Annotated in this window: 23 protein-coding genes, 1 tRNA gene and 4 pseudogenes; 13 read left to right on the forward strand and 15 right to left on the reverse strand. The window is 41.8% G+C overall.

Annotated features, from left to right (window positions below):
• The first annotated feature begins 10 nt into the window (after positions 1 to 10).
• Positions 11 to 595 carry a hypothetical protein gene (locus NSTCB13_RS34315; protein WP_448275502.1) on the forward strand — a complete coding sequence of 195 codons (585 nt, stop codon included), beginning with the start codon at positions 11 to 13 and terminating at the stop codon, positions 593 to 595.
• Positions 596 to 781: 186 nt separating this feature from the next.
• Positions 782 to 1,552 carry an armadillo-type fold-containing protein gene (locus NSTCB13_RS34320; RefSeq protein WP_448275504.1) on the forward strand — a complete coding sequence of 257 codons (771 nt, stop codon included), beginning with the start codon at positions 782 to 784 and terminating at the stop codon, positions 1,550 to 1,552.
• 143 nt (positions 1,553 to 1,695) lie between these two features.
• Here the strand turns inward: NSTCB13_RS34320 and ftsE are convergent, their stop codons facing one another.
• Together ftsE and NSTCB13_RS34330 are read right to left on the reverse strand one after the other, a co-directional pair.
• Positions 1,696 to 2,439 carry a cell division ATP-binding protein FtsE gene (ftsE, locus tag NSTCB13_RS34325; RefSeq protein WP_445632006.1) on the reverse strand — a complete coding sequence of 248 codons (744 nt, stop codon included), beginning with the start codon at positions 2,437 to 2,439 and terminating at the stop codon, positions 1,696 to 1,698.
• A gap of 226 nt (positions 2,440 to 2,665) precedes the next feature.
• On the reverse strand, positions 2,666 to 3,421 hold the full coding sequence (locus NSTCB13_RS34330; protein ID WP_445632007.1) for a WecB/TagA/CpsF family glycosyltransferase: 756 nt from the start codon (positions 3,419 to 3,421) through the stop codon (positions 2,666 to 2,668).
• Positions 3,422 to 3,844: 423 nt separating this feature from the next.
• Here NSTCB13_RS34330 and NSTCB13_RS34335 point away from each other — a divergent pair, with 423 nt between their 5' ends.
• From NSTCB13_RS34335 to NSTCB13_RS34345, 3 genes are all read left to right on the forward strand, one after another.
• Positions 3,845 to 4,564 carry a response regulator gene (locus NSTCB13_RS34335; RefSeq protein WP_448275506.1) on the forward strand — a complete coding sequence of 240 codons (720 nt, stop codon included), beginning with the start codon at positions 3,845 to 3,847 and terminating at the stop codon, positions 4,562 to 4,564.
• A gap of 163 nt (positions 4,565 to 4,727) precedes the next feature.
• Positions 4,728 to 6,401, forward strand: coding sequence for a SpoIIE family protein phosphatase (locus tag NSTCB13_RS34340; protein ID WP_445626163.1), 1,674 nt, complete (start codon positions 4,728 to 4,730; stop codon positions 6,399 to 6,401).
• A 3-nt stretch (positions 6,402 to 6,404) separates the two neighbouring features.
• On the forward strand, positions 6,405 to 6,830 hold the full coding sequence (locus NSTCB13_RS34345) for an ATP-binding protein (RefSeq protein ID WP_322697241.1): 426 nt from the start codon (positions 6,405 to 6,407) through the stop codon (positions 6,828 to 6,830).
• A 342-nt stretch (positions 6,831 to 7,172) separates the two neighbouring features.
• Here NSTCB13_RS34345 and NSTCB13_RS34350 read toward each other — a convergent pair whose 3' ends face one another.
• A complete protein-coding gene (locus NSTCB13_RS34350; RefSeq protein ID WP_445626164.1) occupies positions 7,173 to 7,604 on the reverse strand; it encodes a ketosteroid isomerase family protein in 432 nt (143 codons plus the stop codon).
• A gap of 238 nt (positions 7,605 to 7,842) precedes the next feature.
• On the opposite strand from NSTCB13_RS34350, the gene queG reads away from it, so the two are divergent.
• On the forward strand, positions 7,843 to 8,817 hold the full coding sequence (queG, locus tag NSTCB13_RS34355; RefSeq protein ID WP_445626165.1) for a tRNA epoxyqueuosine(34) reductase QueG: 975 nt from the start codon (positions 7,843 to 7,845) through the stop codon (positions 8,815 to 8,817).
• Positions 8,792 to 9,427, forward strand: a complete 636-nt coding sequence (locus NSTCB13_RS34360) for an HAD-IA family hydrolase (protein WP_322697244.1) — start codon at positions 8,792 to 8,794, stop codon at positions 9,425 to 9,427. Before queG ends, NSTCB13_RS34360 begins: the two co-directional genes overlap by 26 nt.
• A 141-nt stretch (positions 9,428 to 9,568) precedes the next feature.
• Here the strand turns inward: NSTCB13_RS34360 and NSTCB13_RS34365 are convergent, their stop codons facing one another.
• Positions 9,569 to 9,946 carry a hypothetical protein gene (locus NSTCB13_RS34365; RefSeq protein ID WP_448266804.1) on the reverse strand — a complete coding sequence of 126 codons (378 nt, stop codon included), beginning with the start codon at positions 9,944 to 9,946 and terminating at the stop codon, positions 9,569 to 9,571.
• A gap of 220 nt (positions 9,947 to 10,166) precedes the next feature.
• Here NSTCB13_RS34365 and NSTCB13_RS34370 point away from each other — a divergent pair, with 220 nt between their 5' ends.
• On the forward strand, positions 10,167 to 10,697 hold the full coding sequence (locus NSTCB13_RS34370; RefSeq protein WP_445626168.1) for an orange carotenoid protein N-terminal domain-containing protein: 531 nt from the start codon (positions 10,167 to 10,169) through the stop codon (positions 10,695 to 10,697).
• 65 nt (positions 10,698 to 10,762) lie between these two features.
• On the opposite strand, the gene NSTCB13_RS34375 is transcribed toward NSTCB13_RS34370, so the two are convergent.
• From NSTCB13_RS34375 to NSTCB13_RS34390, 4 genes and pseudogenes are all read right to left on the reverse strand, one after another.
• A complete protein-coding gene (locus NSTCB13_RS34375) occupies positions 10,763 to 11,527 on the reverse strand; it encodes an ABC transporter ATP-binding protein (RefSeq protein WP_448266803.1) in 765 nt (254 codons plus the stop codon).
• A 70-nt stretch (positions 11,528 to 11,597) separates the two neighbouring features.
• A pseudogene (locus NSTCB13_RS34380) lies at positions 11,598 to 12,621 on the reverse strand (zinc-dependent alcohol dehydrogenase).
• Between the two features lie 107 nt (positions 12,622 to 12,728).
• The gene (locus NSTCB13_RS34385) at positions 12,729 to 12,914 is read right to left on the reverse strand and encodes a hypothetical protein (RefSeq protein WP_104909358.1); all 186 of its coding nucleotides are present in this window, start codon (positions 12,912 to 12,914) and stop codon (positions 12,729 to 12,731) included.
• Positions 12,915 to 12,969: 55 nt separating this feature from the next.
• Positions 12,970 to 14,040, reverse strand: coding sequence for a glycosyltransferase family 4 protein (locus NSTCB13_RS34390; RefSeq protein ID WP_445626170.1), 1,071 nt, complete (start codon positions 14,038 to 14,040; stop codon positions 12,970 to 12,972).
• A 456-nt stretch (positions 14,041 to 14,496) separates the two neighbouring features.
• Here NSTCB13_RS34390 and xth point away from each other — a divergent pair.
• Positions 14,497 to 15,280 (forward strand): annotated as a pseudogene (gene xth, locus NSTCB13_RS34395) (exodeoxyribonuclease III).
• A 146-nt stretch (positions 15,281 to 15,426) separates the two neighbouring features.
• Here xth and NSTCB13_RS34400 read toward each other — a convergent pair.
• The 3 genes and pseudogenes from NSTCB13_RS34400 to NSTCB13_RS34410 all read right to left on the reverse strand — a co-directional run bounded on the left by NSTCB13_RS34400 (position 15,427) and on the right by NSTCB13_RS34410 (position 18,323).
• On the reverse strand, positions 15,427 to 16,515 hold the full coding sequence (locus NSTCB13_RS34400; RefSeq protein ID WP_448275508.1) for a T3SS effector HopA1 family protein: 1,089 nt from the start codon (positions 16,513 to 16,515) through the stop codon (positions 15,427 to 15,429).
• 101 nt (positions 16,516 to 16,616) lie between these two features.
• Positions 16,617 to 17,859 (reverse strand): annotated as a pseudogene (locus tag NSTCB13_RS34405) (phosphotransferase family protein).
• 254 nt (positions 17,860 to 18,113) lie between these two features.
• Entirely contained in the window at positions 18,114 to 18,323 is a 210-nt protein-coding gene (locus tag NSTCB13_RS34410) for a hypothetical protein (RefSeq protein WP_448275509.1), read from the reverse strand.
• Between the two features lie 245 nt (positions 18,324 to 18,568).
• Here NSTCB13_RS34410 and NSTCB13_RS34415 point away from each other — a divergent pair, with 245 nt between their 5' ends.
• From NSTCB13_RS34415 to NSTCB13_RS34425, 3 genes are all read left to right on the forward strand, one after another.
• The gene (locus NSTCB13_RS34415; protein ID WP_448266800.1) at positions 18,569 to 18,934 is read left to right on the forward strand and encodes a DUF1818 family protein; all 366 of its coding nucleotides are present in this window, start codon (positions 18,569 to 18,571) and stop codon (positions 18,932 to 18,934) included.
• A 50-nt stretch (positions 18,935 to 18,984) separates the two neighbouring features.
• Positions 18,985 to 19,058 (forward strand) — tRNA-Pro (locus tag NSTCB13_RS34420).
• A gap of 461 nt (positions 19,059 to 19,519) precedes the next feature.
• Entirely contained in the window at positions 19,520 to 19,870 is a 351-nt protein-coding gene (locus tag NSTCB13_RS34425; RefSeq protein ID WP_448275511.1) for a histidine triad nucleotide-binding protein, read from the forward strand.
• 117 nt (positions 19,871 to 19,987) lie between these two features.
• Here NSTCB13_RS34425 and NSTCB13_RS34430 read toward each other — a convergent pair whose 3' ends face one another.
• Entirely contained in the window at positions 19,988 to 20,668 is a 681-nt protein-coding gene (locus NSTCB13_RS34430) for a RibD family protein (protein ID WP_445626175.1), read from the reverse strand.
• Positions 20,669 to 21,049: 381 nt separating this feature from the next.
• Between NSTCB13_RS34430 and NSTCB13_RS34435 the strand changes: the two genes are divergently transcribed.
• Positions 21,050 to 22,477 (forward strand): DUF2252 domain-containing protein, encoded by a 1,428-nt coding sequence (locus NSTCB13_RS34435; RefSeq protein ID WP_448275513.1) that lies wholly within the window; start codon positions 21,050 to 21,052, stop codon positions 22,475 to 22,477.
• A gap of 290 nt (positions 22,478 to 22,767) precedes the next feature.
• Here NSTCB13_RS34435 and namA read toward each other — a convergent pair.
• The 3 genes and pseudogenes from namA to NSTCB13_RS34450 all read right to left on the reverse strand — a co-directional run bounded on the left by namA (position 22,768) and on the right by NSTCB13_RS34450 (position 24,742).
• A pseudogene (gene namA, locus NSTCB13_RS34440) lies at positions 22,768 to 23,837 on the reverse strand (NADPH dehydrogenase NamA).
• Between the two features lie 424 nt (positions 23,838 to 24,261).
• The gene (locus tag NSTCB13_RS34445; protein WP_448275515.1) at positions 24,262 to 24,468 is read right to left on the reverse strand and encodes a hypothetical protein; all 207 of its coding nucleotides are present in this window, start codon (positions 24,466 to 24,468) and stop codon (positions 24,262 to 24,264) included.
• 97 nt (positions 24,469 to 24,565) lie between these two features.
• Positions 24,566 to 24,742 (reverse strand): hypothetical protein, encoded by a 177-nt coding sequence (locus NSTCB13_RS34450; protein WP_445626179.1) that lies wholly within the window; start codon positions 24,740 to 24,742, stop codon positions 24,566 to 24,568.
• Positions 24,743 to 24,758 lie beyond the last annotated feature (16 nt).

Below are 24,758 nucleotides of genomic sequence, written 5' to 3' on the forward strand. Positions count from 1 at the left end.
GCGGGATGTCATGGTAAAGCAGGCTACTCTTCAATCAAATAAACTACCAACGATTGAAGACCCTAAATTTGCGCTTGACAACTCGAATATACAAAACGAAATTAAAGCTTCAGCTAGGCGGGGTGAGGTTGAACCAGCTCTTGATGCTACTAGACTTACTGTACCTACTTGTATTTGTTTAGACTTAGAAGACTTGAAGTGTTTTGAAGCGGTAGAGCGCCAATATGAACGTTGGGGAGTTATTTTTCACAATTGTCTAGCAATACAGCCATCAAATCCAGCATTTCCAACCTATTCAGGGCTAATAGTCTTAATGGGAGCGCCCAAAAGCGGATTTTTAGAAGCTACCTTCTTGCGTCCAGTGAACTCGGTTAGCGCCTTTGTCACTAGTTCGCAACGGCTAGTGCTTTCCGCCTACGATCGCGATCAGCAACTACTCGCTCAAACTGCACTACCAGGCTCTAATCTTGCCAATTCCGACTCGCCAATTTCCCCCAATACCTTATTATCTATAAATGTGAATAACATTTACAGCGTTACCTTTTGTACTTTTGATGGGCAATTCACCCTTGATAACTTTCGTTTTTGTCTTTAATTAAGACTTACGTACAAGATGCCCTTGCTCTGAGCGATTGAAAATGGTATGTTAATTGGCGCTGTGCTGTATTAGTCTACTATCCGTCTATTAAATCGGGCATTTTGTGATTTCAGCCTTCATTCTTTCTTCATCCATAGTAAAACTTATACAATAGGTAATTTCATAATCAAGTAGGTAAACACTGTGGCACAGGCTTCGTCTTCTTGGCAGCAATTGATCAACCAAATCCCCAACTGTAACTGGTCGCTTCCAAAATTCAAGACAAAGGGAGCCATAAAGCAGCAAACATTTAAACGTTTCTCTGGCCCTGGGGGCTTTCTTGGGTTCCTGACAATTATCATTGCCATGTTGTTGTGGAACTGGAAACTGCTACTGGCTCTTTTGATCGGCATTGGAGTAATGGTATTGGTTTACTCAATGCAGGAGTGGGACTGGCAATTGCGCTGGTCTAAAATACGTAAGTTCTTAAATAGTTCAAATCGTCGGTTAGTTTTAGCAGTCATCAGTGGTGGTATTGCTACTGTCAGCACTTACATGGCAGCGGCAATATGGGCCGACTCTCAGAGTCACTGGATTGCTGCTGGTGCGATCGCTCAAGGTGTGGGAACCCTGTTAACTTTAATTTTATTGGTATGGCAAATTGTCAACTTCTCTGAAAATCGAGAAGACCACCTCGATCGCTTGTTGATGAATTTAACAGAAAAAGATCCTTTGAAGCGGTTGATTGCTCTAGGTCAACTAAGTAAATTCATCAGCCGTAAGCGAGTTGACTCTTCAGTGCAGCAAAGTATTGTCCAATGCTTGCAACTCCTACTCAGTCGAGAGGAAGAAGTTGTAGTGCGAGAGGCAGCTTTTAAGAGTTTACAAGCCTGCGATCGCCTACAAGTCCCACCCCCCAAAACAGCAGTACCTTTCGTACCCGTATCATCAAAAGTCAAACACCACGTTTATTAGTCCTTTGTCCTTTGTCCTTTGTCCTTTGCAAATGACCAATGACCAATACTTCTCTACGAGAGGCTGCGCCAACGACTACGCTCAGTACAAGTGACCAATGACTAATGACTAATGACCAATGACCAATGACCAATGACAAATAACTATTTTCGAGACAACGTTCCATTACGAACTTGCACTACCGGATGATTGCACCTGCGTACCAATTGTTCATCGTGGGTAGTGACAATTACCGTAGCCCCAAAGGAATTTAACTTCTGGAGAATCTGGATTACTTGCCAAGAATTATCTGGATCGAGATTTCCAGTAGGTTCATCGGCCAACAGTAGGGGTGGTGTACTAACGATCGCACGGGCAATACTCACCCGCTGTTGCTCTCCTCCAGACAGTTGATCTGGAAAGTAGTCAGCTTTACTCAGCAAACCTACCAACTTTAAGGTTGGTTCTAAACGTCGTTGAATTTCTTTACGGGTATACCCTTGAGCTTGCAGCACAAAAGTGACATTTTCTGCTACTGTTCGTTGGGTAATGAGTTTGTAGTCTTGAAACACAATACCAATTCGTCGCCGCAATAATGACAAGCGATCGCCCCGCAAATCCGCTACATTACATTCATCAACAATTACTTCTCCCTGTGTAGGAAACTCCTGGCCATATAGTAGTTTCAAGAGCGTTGATTTACCAGAACCACTTGGCCCCGTGATAAACAGAAATTCTCCCTTTTTTACCTCAAGGTTTGCATTCAATAAGGCGTGAGTGCCATTAGCATAAGTCTTGGTTACAGATTGCAATTGTACCTTTGTAGTATTGCTACCGTGCTGTTGAGTTTCACTGTCTTCTCCGTGAACGGAAAAGTCTTTCTTAACTTGAGTTGTTAATACTGGCATTGTTAAACTTTCCTCATACCCACAACTAAACAGTTTGCCTGCTTAGATGTAACATTCTCCCCAAAATAAGGATTCCCAGGTTTCGCCTGGGAATTTAAATTTCAACAAAGAAAATTTAAAAGTTTTTCAAGACTTTAATACTAACTAAGTAAGAACACCCAGAACTCAGCACGGGCTAAACCTTAGCTTTCCGCTAACAGAACTCAGAACTTATAACTCAGCACTCTTAACTAATTGCACCTCTTGCTGTCAAACGATAAACAAACGCTTTCACAGCAAACGCTGGCAAAGCCAACATCCGCCGCCAGCGCCAAGGTTCTTGATAAAGGCGATACAACCATTCCAAATTATTATTTCCTAACCAGGCGGGAGCGCGAGTTTTAGTTCCCGACCAAATATCAAAACTACCACCAACGCCAATCCAAATTGCTTGGGGACACAAATGGCGGTTTTCGGCAATCCATAACTCTTGACGCGGCACTCCCAAACCAACAAAAATCACTTGTGGCTGCAATTGAGCCAGAGTTTGTCGCAATAGTGCTTCTTCTTCTAGAGAATGGTAGCCTGAGTGAGTGCCGACTATATTCAAATCTGGAATTTGCTGCTGCCAAAAATCTGCCGCATTTGCCGCCACTCCGGGCGCTCCTCCATAGAAAAATATCTTTGTCCCTGTCTTTTGTTGTCCAAGGGCTTGCAAAAGTTTTTCTGCTAATTCAATCCCTGGAAACCGCTGCACTTTTTGCCATAACAGCCACCGTAAATACAGAACCACTCCAGCTCCATCTGGAATAACTAGTTCAGCATTTTTAATTACCTGAGCTAATAATTGGTTTCGCTCTGCCTGCATAGTCATTTCTGCATTGAGCGTTACGACATGAGTTCCTCTGCCTGTGTGCAGGCATTCTAACAACCAGCCTGGATAGTCAGCCATCACATGAACTGGTATTCCCAACACTGAAAATGCTTGATTGCCGTTAGACATAGCCTATTCTTAAGTAATACTCACACCAGATTTTGCATGAATGTTAAGTTTATCAAATTTTTTTATATTAGAACTTAGGCGAAAGAGATTCCCCTTTGCCCTGCAACGAGAGTAAGCATAATTAAACTAAATAGACATAATAGTGAACAAGAATGTATATACGCAGCCCTGCTACGTAATATATAAGGGTTTTAGATAACACATAATTAATTTCACTTCTCTGTCTATTAATCTTGGGCGCTTGTACTTGGGCTAAACCAGTTCAACTTTTATTGTTAAAGTGTAAATTCACTCAGTATAAAACGCTCAACTCGCAACTCTGGTTCCGGGAATAAAAGCCCCCACTATACTGCTTGCAGCTAGTGTGGGAGTATGTCACGAAACTCGACTTTATGGTTATAGTGTAACGGGCTGAAGTTGGCTATGAGTAAAATTCGTATCGCTCTGATTGAAGATCATGACCTAACTCGTGTGGGTATTCGTACAGCACTACAGCAAAAGGATGAAATTGAAGTTGTAGGTGAAGCTGCTAATGCTGCTGAGGGTCTAAAAATGTTAAAAATGCTACAACCAGATATTGCCATTGTCGATATTGGTTTACCAGATAAAGATGGCATTGAGTTAACACGGGAGGTAAAATCTACTACTAATGGCCAGCAGCTAGTTACAAAAGTGTTAATTTTGACGTTGCGGGATAACAAAGAAGCGGTGTTGGCAGCTTTTGCCGCTGGTGCAGACTCTTACTGTATGAAAGATATCAAATTTGATAATTTGCTGGAAGCAGTACGAGTAACTTACAATGGCAACGCCTGGATCGATCCAGCGATCGCTCGGATTGTATTACAACAAGCGCAACAAAATCCTCAAAAGTTGGAATCGGCTTTGGTCGATTCCAAGACTATTGCTCCTAACCCAGATTCTTTTGAGAATTTGGAAGAAATTCAACCTTACACCCTGACAGAAAGGGAATTGGAAGTGTTACAGTTGATTGTCGAAGGTTGTAGTAATGCAGTAATTGCGGAAAGACTTTACATCACAGTTGGCACTGTTAAAACTCACGTTCGCAATATTTTGAATAAGCTATGTGCCGATGACCGTACCCAGGCAGCAGTCCGCGCCTTGCGTTCTGGGTTAGTTGGATAAATTTAATTTTGGTGTGGATCGATTGAGGATAATCAAGGGAAACTCACAGCTTTGAAAAGTTATATTTTCAAAGTAAATGACTTCTCTGATTTTCTCTTATTTATTAGGTGAGATAAACATCATACTATCTCGCCATTCAAATATATGAAAACAAAAGTCAAATATGGCTGAGATTGTTACGGACAAACCTAAGCTCATGGTGGTAGATGATGAGCCAGATAACCTAGATTTACTCTACCGCACTTTTAGGCGAGATTTTCAAGTATATAAAGCCAATCATGCCTTTGGTGCTTTGGAAATCTTGAATCAATTTGGCGAAATGGCGGTAATTATTTCTGACCAAAGAATGCCAGAAATGAATGGGACTGAATTTTTTAGTCGCACCGTAGAGCGGTTTCCAGACACGATTCGGATTTTGTTAACTGGTTTTACTGATGTTGAAGATTTGGTAGATGCGATTAACTCCGGTCAGGTATTCAAGTACATTACCAAACCCTGGAATCCAGAACGGCTCAGAAGCTTAGTTGAGCAAGCTAGTGATACATATCGCCTAGTTAAGAAGCGCACCCAAGAGTTGCGTCGGGCCCTACGGCGAGAATCTTTGTTTAATGCGGTAACAACAGCGATTCGGGAATCTTTAGACTACGATAGTATGCTGCAAAAAATTGTCGCAACTATTGGAGAAACATTTGAAGCTACCAGTTGCTTGCTCAAACCAGTAGAGGGCGATCGCCTCACACAAGACGAGTTTTTCTACCGCGATCCGAAATCCGATCTATTAGATTCCTCCTTCGACTCCAGTGTTTTAACAGAAAAGGTGCTGGAAACCCGTCATTATCAACTTGCTCAAGATATATATGACGGTAATCCTGGTCATCACCTAGTTGTGCCACTTAGCTACCATCAGCATCTGTTGGCTGTGCTAACCCTCCACCAATGGGGACGCGATCGCCCTTGGGAAGACGAAGACATCCAACTAATTGCAGGTGTTGCCGAACAAGCAGCCTTAGCTCTCTCCCAAGCAAAATTCTACCAACGCCTCCAAGAAAAGCAACAGCAGATTCACACTGAGTTAGAGGTGGCTCGCCAAATTCAATACAATCTGCTACGCCAAAGTTTACCTGACATTAAAGGTGTGAAGGTACAAGCCTGTTGTTATCCAGCGCGAGAAGTAGGAGGCGATTTTTTTGAAGTTTTTGTCCATCCCAAAGGCGACTTGTGGTTAGCGGTGGGTGACGTTTCTGGCAAGGGCGTCCCAGCAGCTTTATTTATGGCTAGTATTATTTCAGTTTTGCGCCGAGAATTATCTCAAGAGACACCAGCAGAGCCGAATGTGGTCATGCAGAACCTCAACCACGCTCTCAGTGAAGATTTAATTAGCAACAATTATTTTGTCACTCTTGTGTTAGCCTGTTATACCCCTAGCACAAAAGAACTGGTCTACACTAATGCTGGTCATATTTACCCAATATTATGGTCACGCCAAGGTGCTTTAGTCGAAAATCCCAATTACCTGAAAGTTCGCAGCGTTCCTTTGGGGATTTTGCCTAAGTGGCAGGCACAGTCTGGTCGCTTGGTTCTCGCTGCTGGGGACACATTGTTACTAGCCAGCGATGGAATTACAGAAGCAATGGTATCAAATAATCCTGATTCAACAGTAAAAACTGAGGTTGGGGTTGAGTCAGTAAACCGTTCGATGCTGAATCAAGATGGTCTTTGGCAACTCTTACAACAAGAGCAACAACCACTTTCTCTTAACCATTTACTAGCTCGCATCCAGGCAGATAATAACGTTCAAGAAGACGATCAAACTATACTTTCACTGGAGATTTTGTAAGTCATGAAAAGTGAGCTTCATGTACCAAGCGACTTGAATTTTCTAAATATTGTTGAAAACTGGTTGTTGGGATGTTTGAAAATTCAGCTAGGGGAATCTGTGGATTGGTCGCGACAATCAAGTCGTTTGAGACTGGCTTTAGTGGAAGCCTACTCTAATGCAGTCCGTCATGCCCACAAGGAGCAACCAAATTTACCCATATTGCTGCGTTTAGAAGTGAAAGACCGGGATTTTGCCTTAGAAATTTGGGACTACGGCGAAGGCTTTGACATGTCTAACTACTACGCTCCAAACCCGATGGAAAAGCAAGAAGGTGGTTATGGTTGGCTGATTATGAATCGTCTCATGGATAAAGTAGATTACAAGTTGCAGGTTAATGGTGCTAACTGTCTGAAGTTAGAAGCTACTTTACCTGAATTAGTCCCATAGACAAAAGTTATACCAATTCACGCATTCAAAATGACGCTCTCTACGAACGCGAAGAGCCTGTCGCAGACAGACGCTAAAAGCGTAGCTTGCTTCCCCGTAGGGGTACGCGGACTCGCTTGCCGCCGGTTCTAACAAAATTCATGCATTAAGAAAGCTAGACAGAACAAAGGTATGTCCGTATGTATCTGTCGCATTCTTTTTTCAAATTGGTATTACTATTTTTCAAGTCATGCATTTATGAGGAATAATTCAGAACTCAGGAATCAGAATAAAGCCATGAATCCTATGTAACTGGGTGATAAATATTGGTTTAAAACTTTGCCCTTTGTAGTTATTTGCTATTTACTTTTCACGACGTAAATTAAGTAACTCTTGGGGGGAAGCTAAAAGTTTGATTCTAATATAAGAAATTTGTCGTTGTTGGTTGAGAATAAATAACCACAAGACATTGACACTACACCACGAAGTTTGTGCTTTGCCTGTTACCTGGACTTGGATATCTCCATTTTCTAAAGTCTCGGCTATTCCTGTGTTCGGGTAAGCTTTGATGTTTTGACCTTCTTGTTTTAAGTAGGCTGCGATCGCATCTGTCCCGACAAGATCGGATTCAAATGGCGGACGCATCACACCATCTATCGCAAATAAGGCAGCAGTTGCCTCAAATTCTCCTGCATTTAAGGTTTCAAAATAACGCAGTACGCTTGATTCTGTAATTCCCTCAATCTGGAATTCTGCTTGAAACTGCGCTGGCGATATAAATTCAGCAGAGGTCATAAAATTACCTGTATTATCCTATCTGAATATTAATTTCAATACAAAAATAAGTAAAAAAAAAGCTGCTATTGAAATAGATTGCTACATCTTAATAAATCTTCCTAACGATAGAAGTTTTGAACTACTGTGCAGTTTAAGACAGGCTATATATCGGGCAGTTAAAAAATCTTAATTAAAGGTATTGGCTACATCATATATAATTAAAACGCCTTTATTTAGGCAAAATCCAGATAAAAAAATGAATCAGTATTCTGTAACGAGCAGCAGTCTAGTGAAAGAAAAAGCCAGCGAGTTGGGCTTTCACAAAGTTGGAATTACTGCTGTAGATCGGGTAAATGCCACAGAAGCGCAGAGGTTGCAAGCATGGATTGAACTAGGTTATCACGCTGATATGAAATGGATGGCTAATCCAAAGCGTCAGGATATCCGCTTAGTGATGCCAGAGGTGCGATCGCTAGTGTGTGTAGCGCTGAATTACTACACACCACATCAACGTCCTGAAAGTGAGGAATACGCCAAAATTTCCCGTTATGGTTGGGGAAGGGATTATCACAAGGTGATGCATAGAAAACTCAAGCAGCTATCTATATGGCTAAAATCACTCGATCCAGGCGTATTAGCTCTTTATTATGCAGATACTGGCCCCGTGCAAGATAAAGTGTTGGCACAACTTGCCGGAATTGGTTGGATTGCCAAGAATGGTAATGTGATTACACCAGAATATGGCTCTTGGGTATTTTTGGGAGAAGTGTTGACCAATTTAGAATTAGAGAGCGATCGCCCACACACAGAACACTGCGGTAGCTGTACTCGTTGTCTTCAGGCTTGTCCTACTGGTGCAATTACTCAGCCTTTTGTTGTCGATGCTAATCGCTGCATTGCTTATCATACCATTGAAAATCGTGACAAGGAATTGCCAGAGGCGATCGCACCTCATTTGCAAGGTTGGGTTGCTGGTTGCGATATTTGCCAAGATGTTTGTCCTTGGAATCAACGTTTTGCCCAAACAACTGATATTGAAGAGTTTCAGCCAAATCCAGTGAATATTGCTCCCCACCTGCTAGAATTAGCCCAAATCTCAGATCGGGAGTGGGATAAACGATTTCCAGCATCTGCCTTGCGGCGGATTAAGCCAGAAATGTTACGACGCAACGCCCTAGCTAATCTTGACGCATCCAAGCAGAAGAATGACCCAGAAAGTAATTATTTTTGATTTTGATGGCACAATTGCTGATACAGTAGATGCCCTTGTAAGTATTGCTAATCGTTTAGCTATAGACTTTGGTTATAAACAAATAAGCCCAGAACAATTAGCCTTTCTCAAAAACTTAACATCTAGGGAAATCATTAAGTACTCAGGAGTTTCTCTATTTAAGATCCCTTTTCTAGTTAAACAAGTTAAAGGGGAATTAAAAAACAAAATACCAGAATTAAAGCCCATTCTGGGTATTAAGGAAGCATTAACAGAACTCCAAAATCAAGGATATAAACTGGGTATTATCACTTCTAATTCTAAAGAAAATGTTACGCAATTCCTCACAATCAATGATTTAAATCACCTATTTGATTTTATTTACTCAGGAATTACAATTTTTGGCAAGACAACTATTATAAATAATGTCTTGAGGCAAAAGCAACTCAAACCTCAAGAGGTTATTTATGTTGGAGATGAAACCAGAGATATAGAAGCATCAAAAAAAGCAAATATCCAAGTGATTGCAGTCACTTGGGGCTTTAACTCACCGGAAGTACTAGCCAAGCAAAATCCAGATTATTTAATTCAGCAACCTAGCGAACTACTAGAAGTGATGAACAGTCGTTAATTAATAAATAGTCAAATAGTTAAAAGCGGATGAACAATCGATCCAAACACTAGAGTGGGCAATGTCTACCAATACTGAGAACTTCAATTTTCATATTGGTGACATTGCCCATCTGACAAAATAGCAAAATATCAGGGAAAATTAATTTTTCCGTTCACCCTTTTCCAAAGCTTCTTCTACTAAATCATCACTAACATCGGTTACAACCTCAGTCTGAGAATTCCCAACTTCTTTTGCTGACTCTTTAAAATCATCAGGATTGCCAGTTGACTGAGTTTGAGTTGTTGTCTTTTGTGGCTGAGAGGTTTTCTGTTCAGGTGCAGTAGCTGCTTCGGCTGCTGCTGCACCTTTACCTGTGCGATCGACTTCACTTACGCTGAATTTTTGTGCAGCTGTATAATCAGCATCAAAATCCACCGTTGGCGCTTCTTCTTCACCACTAGCTATGTTATCGGCAGCTAATTGTGCATCCTGGGTGGAAGCTTCATTTAAATTGGGCTTCACTTCTTCATCAGGCATAATTAAAACCTTAGGTAAATTTTTTATTGCTTCAGAGCGATTATAGCCAAGTAATGTGCTGCTTTCTTGCTTCCTGGGGGAGACTTTTACCTCTATTAAAAGGTAGATTAAAGCTAGAATTTCCAATTAATTTAACTATTTCTATCGGTAGTAGAATTTGACAATCAAACTTTGATACCACTTAGTTTGGCCTATTAAATTATTTTGGAGACAAACAATAATGACTGCAAGTTACGATAAAACTATTTCTCAAGCTCAGAGCAATGAAACTCAAAAATTGGTGGATGCGTTTAACGCCTTAGATACCGATGCCAAATTAGCCTGGTTCTATTTTGTTTATAAAAAAATGGGTGATTCTATCACACCAGCTGCCCCTGCTGCGGCCGAACCAGAGTTAGCACCACTTCTACTAGGAGATTATTTTAAATTATCCGACGATGAGCAACTAGAAATTATGCGGGATATTGTTAACCGCAAAGACACAGAATATTCTCGTGCTTATGGGGCGATAAAAGAAAATAACCAGTTGCTAGTTTGGTATGCTTGGGCGGTAGCTATGGGAGATACAGTGGTTGGAATACCAGCTAGCTACCAGCCAAGTAAGGCAGTTAACGATCTGCTTTCCCAAATTGAAGGACTAGATTTTGAAGAGCAAATGTCAGTGTTTCGGACAATAGCTGGTGAAGTAGGTTACACCGATGTTAAGCCGATCGCAACGCAAGCAGAAACTGGGAAAACATCAAGTTTATAATCTTCACTTGGCGACTAGAGTCGCTGCAACACAAACTAAAGTCCGCCTCTGCGGACTTTTAGAACTTACGAGACAGCTAACTGACTCAAGTCGGCTGGGGTGAGGTTGGAGTGTACTACTTGACCATCACGGAACCAAACGATGCGCTGGGTTTGACGGGCGACTTCTGGTTCATGTGTCACCATGACAACTGTAATTCCACTGGCATTGAGTTCGCCAAAAATATCTAAGACTTCTTGGGTTGTGCGCGAATCAAGTGCGCCTGTAGGTTCATCGGCGAGGAGTACCAGGGGACGATTGACGATCGCACGGGCGATCGCTACTCTTTGTTGTTGTCCGCCAGATAGTTGAGTGGGTTTGTTGTTGAGGCGATTTGCTAAACCTACTCGCGTCAAGGCAACTGTAGCGCGATCGCTTCTTTCTTTCGGATTCACACTAGCATAAACCATTGGTAGCATCACATTTTCTAATGCTGTGAGTTGAGGTAATAAATGGAATTGTTGAAAGACAAAACCCAGCTTTTTATTACGGATGTGTGCCAAGGATTTATCATCCATTTGCGCCACATCAATATTATCTAAATAATAATGTCCGCCTGTGGGTCGATCTAGACAGCCGATAATATTCATGGCTGTAGATTTACCTGAACCAGATGGTCCCATAATTGAACAATATTCGCCCTCGTGGATAGTTAAATTCACATCGCTAAGTGCTTTAACTTCAGTTTCGCCACTGCCATATATTTTAAAGATATTCTCTAAACGAATAATTGTTGATTTAGGAACGGGATTAGGAACTAAAGAATCGGTAATTGAAATAGTGTTTGCCATAAGGATTTAGTTATTAGGTGGTAGAGATGCAATTATTATAAAAATTTGATTAATCCATAAGACGGGTTAACTAAGGAATCATTGCTACCTTAATTACTTTACGCGCTTTCATTTCACAAAACACCTGTTCTAAATCTTTTAATGGTCGTTGTTCGCTAATAAGTAACTCAAAGGGAATTTTGCGACTAGCTATGAGTGCAAGGGCCGATCGCACATACTCTGGTGTATTATGAAACACGCCTTTGATAGTAAGTTCGCTATAGTGTAGCTGTTCTGTATTCACAGTAATGCTGGTATTTCGTGGACATCCACCGAATAAGTTGACTGTTGCACCAGGACGGGCGCAGGCGATCGCAGTTTCCCAAACACTTGGGACACCGGTGGCTTCAATTACTACATCTGCACCCCATCCTTGGGTAAGTTCTTTCACTACACTGGGAATCTCTGAGATTTGATGATAATTAAAAGTCTGGGTTGCACCCAATTTCTGACCAATTTCTAGTCTGTGGTTATTACCTCCCCACAGCAAAACCTCAGCTTTCTCACTCAACGCCGCCACAAACATTAACCCGATCGCCCCATCTCCTAACACGACTACTTTATCTTTGGGCTTAATATTAGAACGCGCTACACCATGCAACACACAAGCTAAAGGTTCCGTCATCGCTGCCAATTCCCACGGCAACTCATCGGGAATCTGCAACAAATTATGTTCTACTATCGGTGCAGGAATTTTCAAGTATTGGGCAAAGGTCCCATTATTCCAGGTCAAATTTGGACATAAGGAATATTCTTGACGTTGACAAAAAAAGCATTTCATGCAGGGAGCAGAATTATTAGCGACAACGCGATCGCCTACTTGCCAATTTGTCACTCCTCTACCCAAGGCAACAATTTGCCCAGCCGCTTCGTGACCAAACAGGGTTGGCGGGATCAGCATCCTGGCATGACCCACCACGCCGCCAGACTTTTAAATCAGTACCGCAAGTTGTTGCAGCCCCCACTTGGATTACAACCTCTCCAGCCGCCGGAGTCGGGTCAGAAACTTCCTCTAGGCGTAAATTTTCTTGACCATAAAGTAACGCTGCTAACAAAACTTTAAACCTATTAATTAGCTCCATCCGATTTTATCAGTTGAGGCTTATTGATAGGTTTAAACTAAATCAGTATTGATTTTTAGTAGCTTTTATATATTCAAAAACTAGGTATTCACCGCTGGCTGAGGAACTACTCCGGTGTTCCGGGTTTCCACATTAGGCAGGCGAGTAGCAGTTAACAGCGGTACTTCTTGTCGGCATGACAGGCAAAACCAATAGAGTTCACCATGACGGGCATGACGCAGGAGGGAACCACCGCAGCATGGGCAAGTGTTGGCTCTCGTACTCATACCAATGTCCTCCTTAAAAAATTGTTGTTTTAAACTAAGTCAAAAAAGCAGTTGATTAAAACTGGATGTTAGCTGCATGAATGCGGCCATTCGATTCTATGCGGTCTTTTATAATTTGTCTGTAAACAGCTTCATATCCGTTAACCATTTGGCTAACGCTAAAGTTGTTTTCTACGTGTTTTCTACAGGTTTGACGATTGAGTTCCAAAGCTGGTGGAATCATTGCCGCCATTTCTGCATAGTTATTGCAGATAAAACCTGTTTTACCGTGAGCAATAACTTCAGGTACGGCGCCGAAATTCATGGCAATTACTGGCGTACCACTTGCCATTGATTCAATCATTACTAAACCAAAAGGTTCTTGCCAGTTAATGGGGAAAAGAGTAATGGCAGCATTACCCAGAAGTTCAGTTTTTTGGGCATGGTTAATTTCACCGAGATATTCGATTTGCTGACCATCTATGTGGGGAGCAATCTCTTGTTCAAAAAACTCTGAGTGTACTGCATCAACCTTTCCTGCCATCTTCAAGCGCCAACCACTCTGTTTAGCAATGGCGATCGCATGTTGCGGGCCTTTATCTGGCGAAAAACGACCTAAAAACGCTAAATATCCAGGTTCTAACGGTTGGGCTACAAATGGGTAATCTGCTAGCTCAATTCCGTTATAAACCGTGCCAACATAATTAAGATCGATTTGACGCTGCGAGTTACTAATGCTGATGTATGGTTGCTTTTGGTAATAAGTAAATGCGTGACGGTTGTCAGTTGTAAAATTATTGTGCAGGGTGTGGACTGTAGCAGTTACTGTTATCAAACTCGCTAAAGGTAATGCCGAAATCCCTACATGAGAATGGATAATATCGAATTGGTCAGCACGCTGGTAAACTTGGCTTAGTTCTAGCATTTCGTACACTGCATACTCTTTCACATTTTGGTCTAAGCGTAATGCACGTGGATAAACTGCTTCTAAGTTAGCCAAAGTTTGAGAATCACCAGAGGCAAATAAAGTTACCTCATGACCGCGACGAACAAGTTCATCAGTCAAGCGACTCACCACCAATTCTATTCCTCCATAATTAGGAGGTGGAACCCTTTCCCATAAGGGGGCAACTTGAGCGATTTTCATAAGTTTTTCTGGTTCAGTCTATGAACTTGTCCTCAATAATGAACTAGATCGTTATTTTATGAGTAAAGAGCATTTGTACTTACTCTTTTGACATTTAAATTAACCTTATAGGCTATCAAAAGCGCAATAACGGTTAACCCTACCGCAAATTTTCTGCCAACAAATCTAACTGACTATCGGCAAAAGTCAACTCTGAGCCACACTTCTAACCGTATAGCTATCTATTATTTGTTGCATCTGTCTTGGGGATCATAAAGAGGTAGAATGTTTTGTAGTAAAACTTACAAAATTGAATATTTAGTAGCTGACAATACTAAAATATTCAATGGGATCAAGCCATTAGAGCTTCATTTAAAGGTAATTGGGAAAGATAACAGAAAATATAAATATTAAGTAATTGTACAATAATTACATAATTTGTAATTAGTAATTTACAAAAATTCTGATAATTAACTAATGAAAATCGCTACTTGGAACGTCAACTCAATTCGCACTCGCCTAGAACAGGTTATTGATTGGTTAACCCTAAATCCTGTTGATGTTCTCTGCTTGCAAGAAACCAAAGTTGTGGATGCTGAATTTCCGCGATCGCCTTTTGAGCAGTTAGGGTATAACCTTTATATGTCAGGGCAAAAATCTTATAACGGTGTAGCCCTGATTAGCCGCCAGCCACTCCTAAATGTCAGTAGCGGGTTTAGGGCGATTTTGCCAGATTTACATCACGAATGGGACGAGCAAAAGCGCGTGATTACAGGTGTAATTGATGGCGTGCGGATTGTAAACTTATATGTTCCTAATGGCGCAGCGGTAGGAACGGAGAAATACGAATACAAACTGCGTTGGTTGACAGCGCTACACGAGTATTTGCGATTGCTGGTGTTGTCAGAATCCGCAATTTGTGTGTGCGGCGACTTCAATATCGCCTTAGAAGATAAGGATATTCACGAGCAAGTGAGTACAGAAAATCACATTATGGCAACAGAAACAGAGCGCCAAGCCTTACGGGATATTCTGAAACTGGGATTTGCCGATGCTTTTCGCAAATTCACCACAGAGGGTGGAAATTATAGCTGGTGGGATTATCGCTCCGCCGCCTTCCGTCGTAACTTAGGTTGGCGAATTGACCATCACTATCTCACGCCCATCCTGTATCAGCGTGCTACAAGTTGCATTATTGATGTCGCGCCGAGAAAGTTAACTCAACCTAGCGACCCATGTGCCGGTAATTGTGGAATTTTGAATGGAGATTGGAGGAGCAGCACTTCGGCTACGCTCACTGACCAGAAAGCAGGTGGTCACTGAGCGTAGCCGAAGTGGGAGCAGGGGAGAATAACTAATGACAAATGACAAATGACAAATGACAAATAATGCCCCATACCCAATTAATCAATTTAACGGCTGATATATATCCTTAGAACTGGGATTGAGATAAGGACGCTGCAAATCTATTAGATGCCGCGCAAAGTGTTGGTCAATAACCCTCATCCTTTCCTCCATCGCATTTTTACCTTTTTGCCAAGCTTCCAACAAAGCATTAGCGACGATTTGGCAACGGTTCATCCCAAAACTTTCTTGTGCGGCAAATTTTTGGGTTGGTTCCTCAGCTAAACCTAACCCTGGAGCTAAAAATTTGGTAAACAAAGGAATTTCGGGCTGGAAATGAAATTGATTTTCGATATAAACAGTCTGAAGGATTGCGCGGATTGCTGGATAGTCGGGCAGTTCAAAGTAAAGTAGCCCCGAATCATAGCGTCCGTATGCAGAGGGGTTGTGGAGAACTTGAAAGCTAAAGGGAATCGAGGCTGCATTTAGTTGCAGCGTCAAGCTTTCCATGAGAGCGATCGCACCAGATGCCGTAAAGTTAAAGTAGATTCGCCCTGCTCCTAAATCGGCGTCTGGGTTGCTTTGCCGTTCCTGTCCAACATTGCTAACTGCTAAGTAACAGCCATTTTGCAGTCGATTTTTGGGCATCCAGATTCCTACCATATCACCAACTTTGGTAGATTTTTTACTGGATTCTAGATGACAATCTGGCTCAACATAAAGTGTTAAACCGCCTTTAGTCACCGCCATAGTCCCATCAGGTTCTTTCCGCAACACCTGCCATTGAGGGTCAAAGTAACCTATGCCGTGATTACTGGCGTGCAGTTGCTCGTAAAAGTCCCAGTCAATCTCTAAAATAGAATTATCTGCTAAATTATGCTTTTGCGGGCGATTAGTATTATCAGTATTGACTGCCAAAGTACTTTGCAGGGAGCCATTGTGATAGATTCCATAGAGAAAATTTCGCAGCAGGAGAGTGAGATACTTCTGTTGTAAATCTACAGAATTTTGCTGAAATCTATCGGCTATTTTAGTCGGCAGACCGAATGGTTGATAATTTGGATGGTAAATACAAAAATTTGACTCAATCTGGATATTCTGAGCAATATCAAATAGAGAATTTAGCGATTGATTGATAGAGGAATTTAGCATTAATCCATTCAGAAATCAAACTTTAACAAAATAGAATTCAGGAGTCGGAATACATAATTCAGAATTATGTGTTCTTTTTGAATTGTTCTGCTACTTTATTACTAACAACCACGCAGCCGAGTTTTTTCGTAATAAATCCGAAGTAACTGCTGCTCCTTTACAGGCTGAGGAAATTTATGAATCTTTGCTACAGGATTCAGGATTTCTGACTCTGACATCCCAAAGATGGTCAATACAGCTTGCTCTGGCATTACAAGTAAACTTTTAGCTACTTGCAGCATACACAGTTCAACATTATTAAAATGTTTACGGCAGGTAATCATCTCCTGAATTTGATGAATTAGTGCCAGCCCCGCAAACTGGATAACCCGCGAAATAAAGTCACTGCGGTATTCCAAAATCATCGGGAAAGCATTTATATAAGCCCTAATTAAGGCAATAATTGAAGGTTGTAAAATCTCTAACGGTGTTAACGCCAAATGTAGAGATTCTTCTAACTCAATGGTGGGGTCTACTACCAGACTCTTAAGCCAAATTCCTAAATAGCTTGCCAGTAAAGTTCCTAAATCAAAGGCTGGGGTCTCCCCAAGAACCAGCTTCCCAGTCAATTAGTCGTATAAGACAATTGTCTAATTGCTCCCATCTGGAATGAACCAAAATGTTGTTCAATTTCAGGTCGTTATGAGTTAAGCAGCAAGGATTCCAGCTATATGCCAAATCTGCGATCGCAGATGACAAACTCTCGTATTGTTGATAGAGAACATAGAATTTCAGTGCATCTGTGGGAACAGTCCCAAAAATCTCCGGCCCAATTGACCCTACCCCTTGCGCTGGATTGTAAAACCCGTAGCGAAACTCTCCTTGGGGAGCAGTTGCCATAAAATCCCGATATTCTCGGCGGTTGTAGGTGGCGCGATGCAGTCCCGCCAAAGTTGTGCCGATGGCAGAGGCAATTTCTTGTGGAAAAATCTCATTGTTGTGGTAGAATGTCGCAAGCTCTAGATATTCATTCAAGTAACTACGGACAAGAATCGAATTTTCTTCGTCAAAATGCACTACCAATGGCGCAATTGCTGAAGTGTTACCTAGAACTGGAAACTGTTGTAACAACTGGTGAAACAGCCACTCCTGAAACAATTCATGAGGCGCGCCGTCATTGTTGTTAACGTTACGTTCTTGTTTAATGAGCAGTTGGCGATTATCTGCTAAAGTCACTAGTAAATTGAAATTTTTCTGACTACTTCCTGGCAACTCAGATTTGTCTGATGGGCCATCTTCTGAGCTACACAGACCCGCGTCTTGCAGATACTGGATAACGTTATGAGAAGACAGTGATAATACCATGTATTATTTCCTACTTCATTAAATTACTTAAACTTATCGTGTCAAATTTGCTTGGTCTTAAGAGTTTTAGTAGATAGGAACTAATGCAAGAAGAGAGATGTGAATAAGAATAAAGATTTCTACAATCTACTAATATCTCATATTTGGGAGAAAAACTTGCCAAATTGGCACCAAGTCCTTTGCGATTCCTTTAAAATTGGCTGCAAGATACTGTGAAATCTTTACACTTTATCAGCATAGTTACTTAGATACATCTAAAGTAAGTTTTGTGGTAGAGCCTTTTTTTGTGGCAAAGAAGCATCCCCAGCAAAAAGCTGATTGGTAGCAGATGTTGTTTGATGTTTAGTAATCATCTTAAAAGCAGCGAAGAATTTCAGTAATCCTTCGCGGTACGAAGCACGCGATTCAACAGTATTACTTTTATTTATCATCACAGAGCCAAAAAAACCGGAGTTTTTTAGCAATGAATAATTATTTTTTGATTTAATTTTCAGAATTGATGTCTGGAAAGCTTGTTTTCACGTTATTTTCGTCACCTACAAATTGTAGATGACTATAGGCGATCGCAAACAAAACCTACATTAGCGTACCTTATGTAAGTGTACTTTTGTCAAGCTTGAAACACGGCATTTTTCAAGTATGATTTGTGATTACTAGTTGGCGGATAACTTTTAAAACTTTAACCTGAGAATGCACAAGCCTACTTTGAATGGAACGCGTTGTTAAAACCGGATTGGGTTGGCGTATTGGCTGGAACCCCGATACACCTGAGTTTAAAGGTTTAGTTGGTACAGATGATTGGGCAATTGAGTTAACCGAAGCTGAGTTAAATGATTTTTGTCGTCTACTAGCACAGCTAGCAGACACCATGAAGCAACTCGCAACTGAATTGATGGAAGAGGAAAAAATTACTTGTGAAGCCGAAAGCGATTTATTATGGATGGAAGTGCAAGGCTATCCTCATGATTATAGTCTGCGCTTCATCCTAAATACAGGGCGATGTGTAGAAGGTAAATGGAATGCTTCTGCTGTTCCAGATTTACTGCAAGCTAGTGGGATGCTTAAGGTTTTTTAAAATTACCTCTTGATTAACCTACAGTTTTGCTATATAATAGGAATTCTGACCGGGGCGTAGCGCAGCTTGGTAGCGCGCCACTTTGGGGTAGTGGAGGTCGTGGGTTCGAATCCCGCCGCTCCGATTGATGATAAGCCATGCCTGCTAGTCTTTTTAAAAGATTAGCAGGTTTTTTCATAGCTTTTTCCTGAAAAAACCTAACCGAACAGTAAATAGGGATGTTATACCAAGCGTGAAAAATGATTGCGACAGATAGAAAACTGAAACACTTAGGGACTGACAAATAAAAAAATATACAACTTTTCTTGTGGGGTGGATATCTTGTCCGCCCCTGTCAACGGGCGCTCGTGTCGCCCACCCCACAAGAGTGGATAATTTATTTCTTGGAAGTCCCTTATCCAATGGATGTTTCACAATCCAAAATCGTTCGACTGAGCGACTTGCCTTGAGCGAAGTCGAAAGGAGCCGAAGTCTAAAATCTAAAATCCAAAATGGTATTACCCGCACAATCAAATTTTGTCAATGATAAGTAATTAGGCGGACTTAATATAAAATCTCTAGCAGATTAGTAGGTAGATTGTTGGCATGAGTGAAACTACAGAAACGATTTTCAGCAAAATCATTCGTCGGGAAATTCCCGCTGATATTGTTTATGAGGATAATTTAGCCCTAGCATTCAAAGACATCCATCCCCAAGCGCCCGTTCACATCCTCGTGATTCCTAAAAAACCCATTGCGACACTAGCTGAGGCTGAATCTGAGGATCATACTGTGTTAGGGCATCTTTTGTTAACTGCTAAACGTGTTGCAGAAGAAGCTGGATTAAAAAATGGTTATCGAGTTGTGATCAATGCTGGTGATGACGGCGGTCAAACAGTCGATCACTTACATTTGCATATTTTGGGAGGACGGCAGTTAAATTGGCCTCCTGGTTGATTAGAGGCAGGGGGTAGGGTAAAAGGTACAAACTCAGTCAAATTGTGGGCAAAAGCACCCCTCTTCCCCTGCTTTCTAGTATCAAGGATCGTAGTGCTGAATTCTGGCAGCGCGTTTTCACTTGATTGTGCGGTAGTGTAAAAACAGATTGCTTCCAACCTGACGAGTTTCTATGAGTTCTAGATGAGGAGCAGCATCGGGAAGAAAACCCTCTCCCTCCACTGGGCTAGGGGCGTGCTTTCCCCCAAAAATGAGCGGCCAAATGGTCAGCCACCAATCGTCAATTCGTCCTGCCTGAACTAGAGCAGCTGTTAAAGAGCCACCTCCCAAAGCAACGACTTTGCGAATACCCCGCTCTGCCATCAAGCTGTAGCCCCGATCCCAGTTCAGGTCTGTATCTCCCAAATCAATTAATTCAGCCAGTTTTTGCAAAGTTGTTGTATCAGAACTGCGCTCTATAGCAGTCCGTGTGGTAAATATCCATCGCTCAATGTCCTGACTCAAAAAAGGCAAGTCCGGCGATAAGTTAAGGGAAGGTGAAACAACGCAAGTTATCGGTTGAGGAGACTGGCCGCGAACCTCACGTGCTGCCAACAGTTCGCGATCGCTAATTGCAAAGGTTCCCCCCTCAGCCCGAATTGTCCCTGCTCCTACCAGCACTAAATCGGCAAGGGAGACTTGATACTCCAAGTGTGCTTGATCGACTACATTGGGTTCACGAGGCGCTTTCGGATCTACGGCACTAATTTTTCCATCGGCCGTCATCGCCAGAACCACAGTTGTTTGGATGGTTGACATGATTATGTTGTAACGATTCTTTATAATTTTACCTTTTTGAATCCCCTCCATACTTGAGAGTCAAAAGAGGCAGGGGAGCAGCTTTCAAGGGCAGGCTTTTAGGCTTTCGATAAATAGTTGAGAATGTTCTCAATTATTGAACGTAGTTTTAAGTTCTCAGACAATGGTTTTGGTTTTAAAATCCCAAAAATTTGTCTAATCAAAAAAACCTGCCCCAGAAAGGGGGAGCAGGGGGCAGCACTTCGGCTACGCTCAGTGACCGGGGAGCAGGGGGAGCAAGCCCTGCCCCCTGGCCTTCCACTTCTTCGGTGAATAGTTGTTGCATTGTGCTTTAAATCACTTTGTTAAGTATGGCTCAAGGTGGTAAAAAACTGTTGTTGAATGATTCTCTCTACACAAGAGTTTTTTTACGCCTCAGAAACTATCATGCTTAACCACATATCTGCAATCGTCGTATTTGTCTTAATTTTAATTTTGGGGTTTGCATCTCCAGTTCAAGCTGCAACTCCCCGTTCGACTTGGGTGGTGAATGAAATTTACCAATATAATCATCCCTTTGCTTCTCAATTGCCTCAAGAACTGGCAACGAAAATGCAAAAGATGACAGCTAAAGATAGCTTTTTCACTTTTTATCGGGGGACGGCTCACATTTTTTATCGTGATATGCAGACCTTACCAAGTTCACGATTTGTCAACTCCTCAACCTCAGCCATCTGGTTAGAAGGAGATATGCATCTGCAAAATCTTGGAGCGATAAGAGATAGCAAAGACAACAACGTTTTTGACACCACCGACTTTGATGAAGGGTATCTTGGCCCTTATGTTTGGGACTTGCGACGGATGGCAGTCTCCATTCTGTTGGTAGCTAAAGAGAATGGTTTTAATTCAACTGATGCTGAGGATGTTGTCCGAAATTTCTTGGATGCTTACCTCAATAAAATGAACGACTTTAAGGGAAGCAATGATGAACTGTCATACCGTTTAGAATCTAGCAATACGAACGGTGTGGTCAAAGATTTAATTCAAAAGGCATCAGATAAGAGCCGTTCTAAGCTTTTAAAAAAGTACACAGTGCTAAATAACAGTAACAATCGCCTCTTCAAAACAGCCTCAGAACTCCAGCCTATATCCAGCAGCACCTATTCTGATATTGCTGGGGCTATGAGCAGCTATATCGCCTCAATTCCTATCAGTAAGCGCTACAACGACAGTTACTATACCCTCAAGGATATTCGGCTTAAATTAGGTTCAGGTGTTGGTAGTCTTGGGAAGTACCGATATTACTTGCTGATTGAGGGGCCAAGTTCAGCAACCGACGACGATCGCATTTTAGAAATGAAACAGGAAGGCAGTAGCGCAGTTGCGATCGCAGTTCCAGGTTTGCTGCCGAGTTCAGTCTACGGAAACCAAGAAGGGGCAAGGGTGACAATCACTACGAAAGCGATGTTATCCAATCTCGATTCCTTGGTTGGCTATACTACTGTCAGTAGCATCCCCTTTATGGTGCGTGAAAAATCACCCTACCAAGTGGACTTTGACTATAAGTTGTTAACTAGCAAGTCAAAATTCATGGATGCGATGGGGTACGCAGGGAAGGTGGTTGCCAAAAACCATGCAATCTCCGATCGAGACTACGATGCTGCGATTATTCCTGTCAGCGTTGACAAAGAAGTGACTGATATTGTGAGTGGTAATAAAGCTGTATTCAAAGACGAAATTTTTAACTTTGCAGTGGACTATGCAACTCAAGTCGAATATGACTACAGGGGTTTTGTAGATGCTTATAAACAAGGGGTAAAACTCTACTAGAACATTGATTCAGTATTCAGAGATTGTTTTAATCTACACCAACATCAAATAATTGCTCCAATGAATTCACCTGATATGTACATCGTACATAGTCTAGGTTTCGGTTTTTTTCGTACTTATGCTTTTTTTTATTCGGGATTTGGGCTTTGTTAAATATCAACCCAAATCCAGACACCGAAGCACTTTAGATTTATGTCCACACCTTGCTTGGCATTTTGGCGTAGGTGTATATTGTCGTAGACATTGCTTTAAGTTGTCACCAATCTACAGAGTATGGGAACGAGGAAAGCTTACAGCCAAGCGCGATCGTATTGAACAGGCCAGAGTTTATCGTGTCCCAATTGTTTGGCTGCCAGATGTGGCCAGTAAGGATTGCGGAGTAGTTCGCGTCCTAACAGCACTATATCAGCGACTTCTGTACGAATAATCTCGTCAGCTTGTTCAGGGGATGTAATTAAACCCACGGCTCCTGTATGAATATTAGCTTCGCGGCGGATGCGTTCGGCAAACTGAGTCTGATAACCAGGTTTAATTGGGATATGAATGCCCGGTATAATACCGCCTGATGAATTGTCGATCAGATCCACTCCTAAAGACTTGAGTTTGTCGCTTAAAGCAATACTTTGCTCAATGTCCCCCAGCCATTGTCTACCCAATCGGTGGCGGAGATGCGCACCCAAAGTGGATGTGTTTGAGGCCAAACCTCTCGGACTGCTTGAACTACTTCTCTGAGCAGACGAGTCCGGTTTTCAAAGCTGCCACCATAATCATCTTGACGGTGGTTAGAAAGGGGTGAAAGAAATTGGTGCAGTAGATAACCGTGGGCAGCATGGATTTCCACTACCTTAAAACCAGCTTGGAGAGAACGTTTGGCAGCTTGAGCAAAGGCGTCAATAATTTCTTGAATTCCCTCAAGACTGAGGGCTTCTGGAACTGGGCTATCTTTGCTAAAAGCGAGCGCACTACTCGAAACTAAGGGACGCCAACCTTCCTGAGATTCATCTAGTGCTTTCCCTCCCTTACTCGGTTTGGCAGTGCTGGCCTTTCTACCTGCATGAGCAAGTTGAATACCTGCAACAGCACCAAAGTTATGAATTAATGCCACAGTCTTGGCTAAAGTTTCGATGTGTGAATCTGACCAAATTCCCAAATCTTGCGGGCTAATGCGTCCACGCGGCTCTACAGCTGCCGCCTCTGTGAACACTATACCTGCACCGCCAACTGCGCGAGAAGCTAGATGAATAACGTGCCAATCATTAGCATATCCATTTGTACTGGAATATTGACACATCGGTGAAACGGCGATGCGGTTGCGAAAGGTAATTTCACGAATTTTGAATGGTTCAAATAGATGTGCCATTAATCTTGATTCCTTCTCTTGCTAAGTAAAATAAATTAGGGAGGGATTTACAGCATGAATTCGATTTTGCATTAATTAAAGGTAACTCCAAGAAATAAATTATCCAACCCCACAGGAGTTAATTGGATATTTTTTTATTTGGAAATCCCGAAATAGAGAAGTCAAAATTCAGAATGCAATTAGTGGGGAATTTCGACCCACCACTTGATAGTTTCCCACCAAATTTTGAATTTGCTGGGAGATTTAAACCCTTACTCTCAAAGCCGAATTTACTGCCGCAGGTATCGCAGTAGTTCTTGTGTAGGGCAGTATTCTTCCAGGCAACGCTCTCTACAAGACGCTTTTGCTAGCTTGCAACTCTTACAGAGTACGCGGACTCGCTGCTGCTACGATATCTTGCCTTACGCAAGAACTACCTCTTTTGTTAAATATTTGTTGAATGACTAGAGTCATCATAGAGATTTGAATAAATAGGCCGATTGTCAGGCTTTTGAGACTGCAATTCCCAAATATCGCGTTTTCCTAATTCTCGATCCACTAATAACTGTAGATGGTCTGGTAATTTAGTTGTTTGCCAAATTGACCAAATTTCTTCACCAAATAATTCTTTTTCAATTTTTCCAGAAAACATGATTTGACCTCCACGAATGTTCAATTTTCAGTTTAGTAACTGCTAATTTAGGAAAGACGAAGTAACAAAATTGTCATTCTTCATTCTTTCGCTATCTTTAAAATACAGGTACTATTCGCCCTGAATACTGCTTGTTAAGAAAATCTCTAACTTGTGCATATTTAAGTAACTTTTCATTACAGATATTGTCGATGGTATCGCGTTCTGTGAGGGCAATAATCCGTTGAAAAAAGGCAAACGGATGAGCGCGATCGCTACCAATTTGTCTACTCAAAATTAAATGCAAATCC

This window comes from Nostoc sp. DSM 114160 (assembly GCF_053470305.1).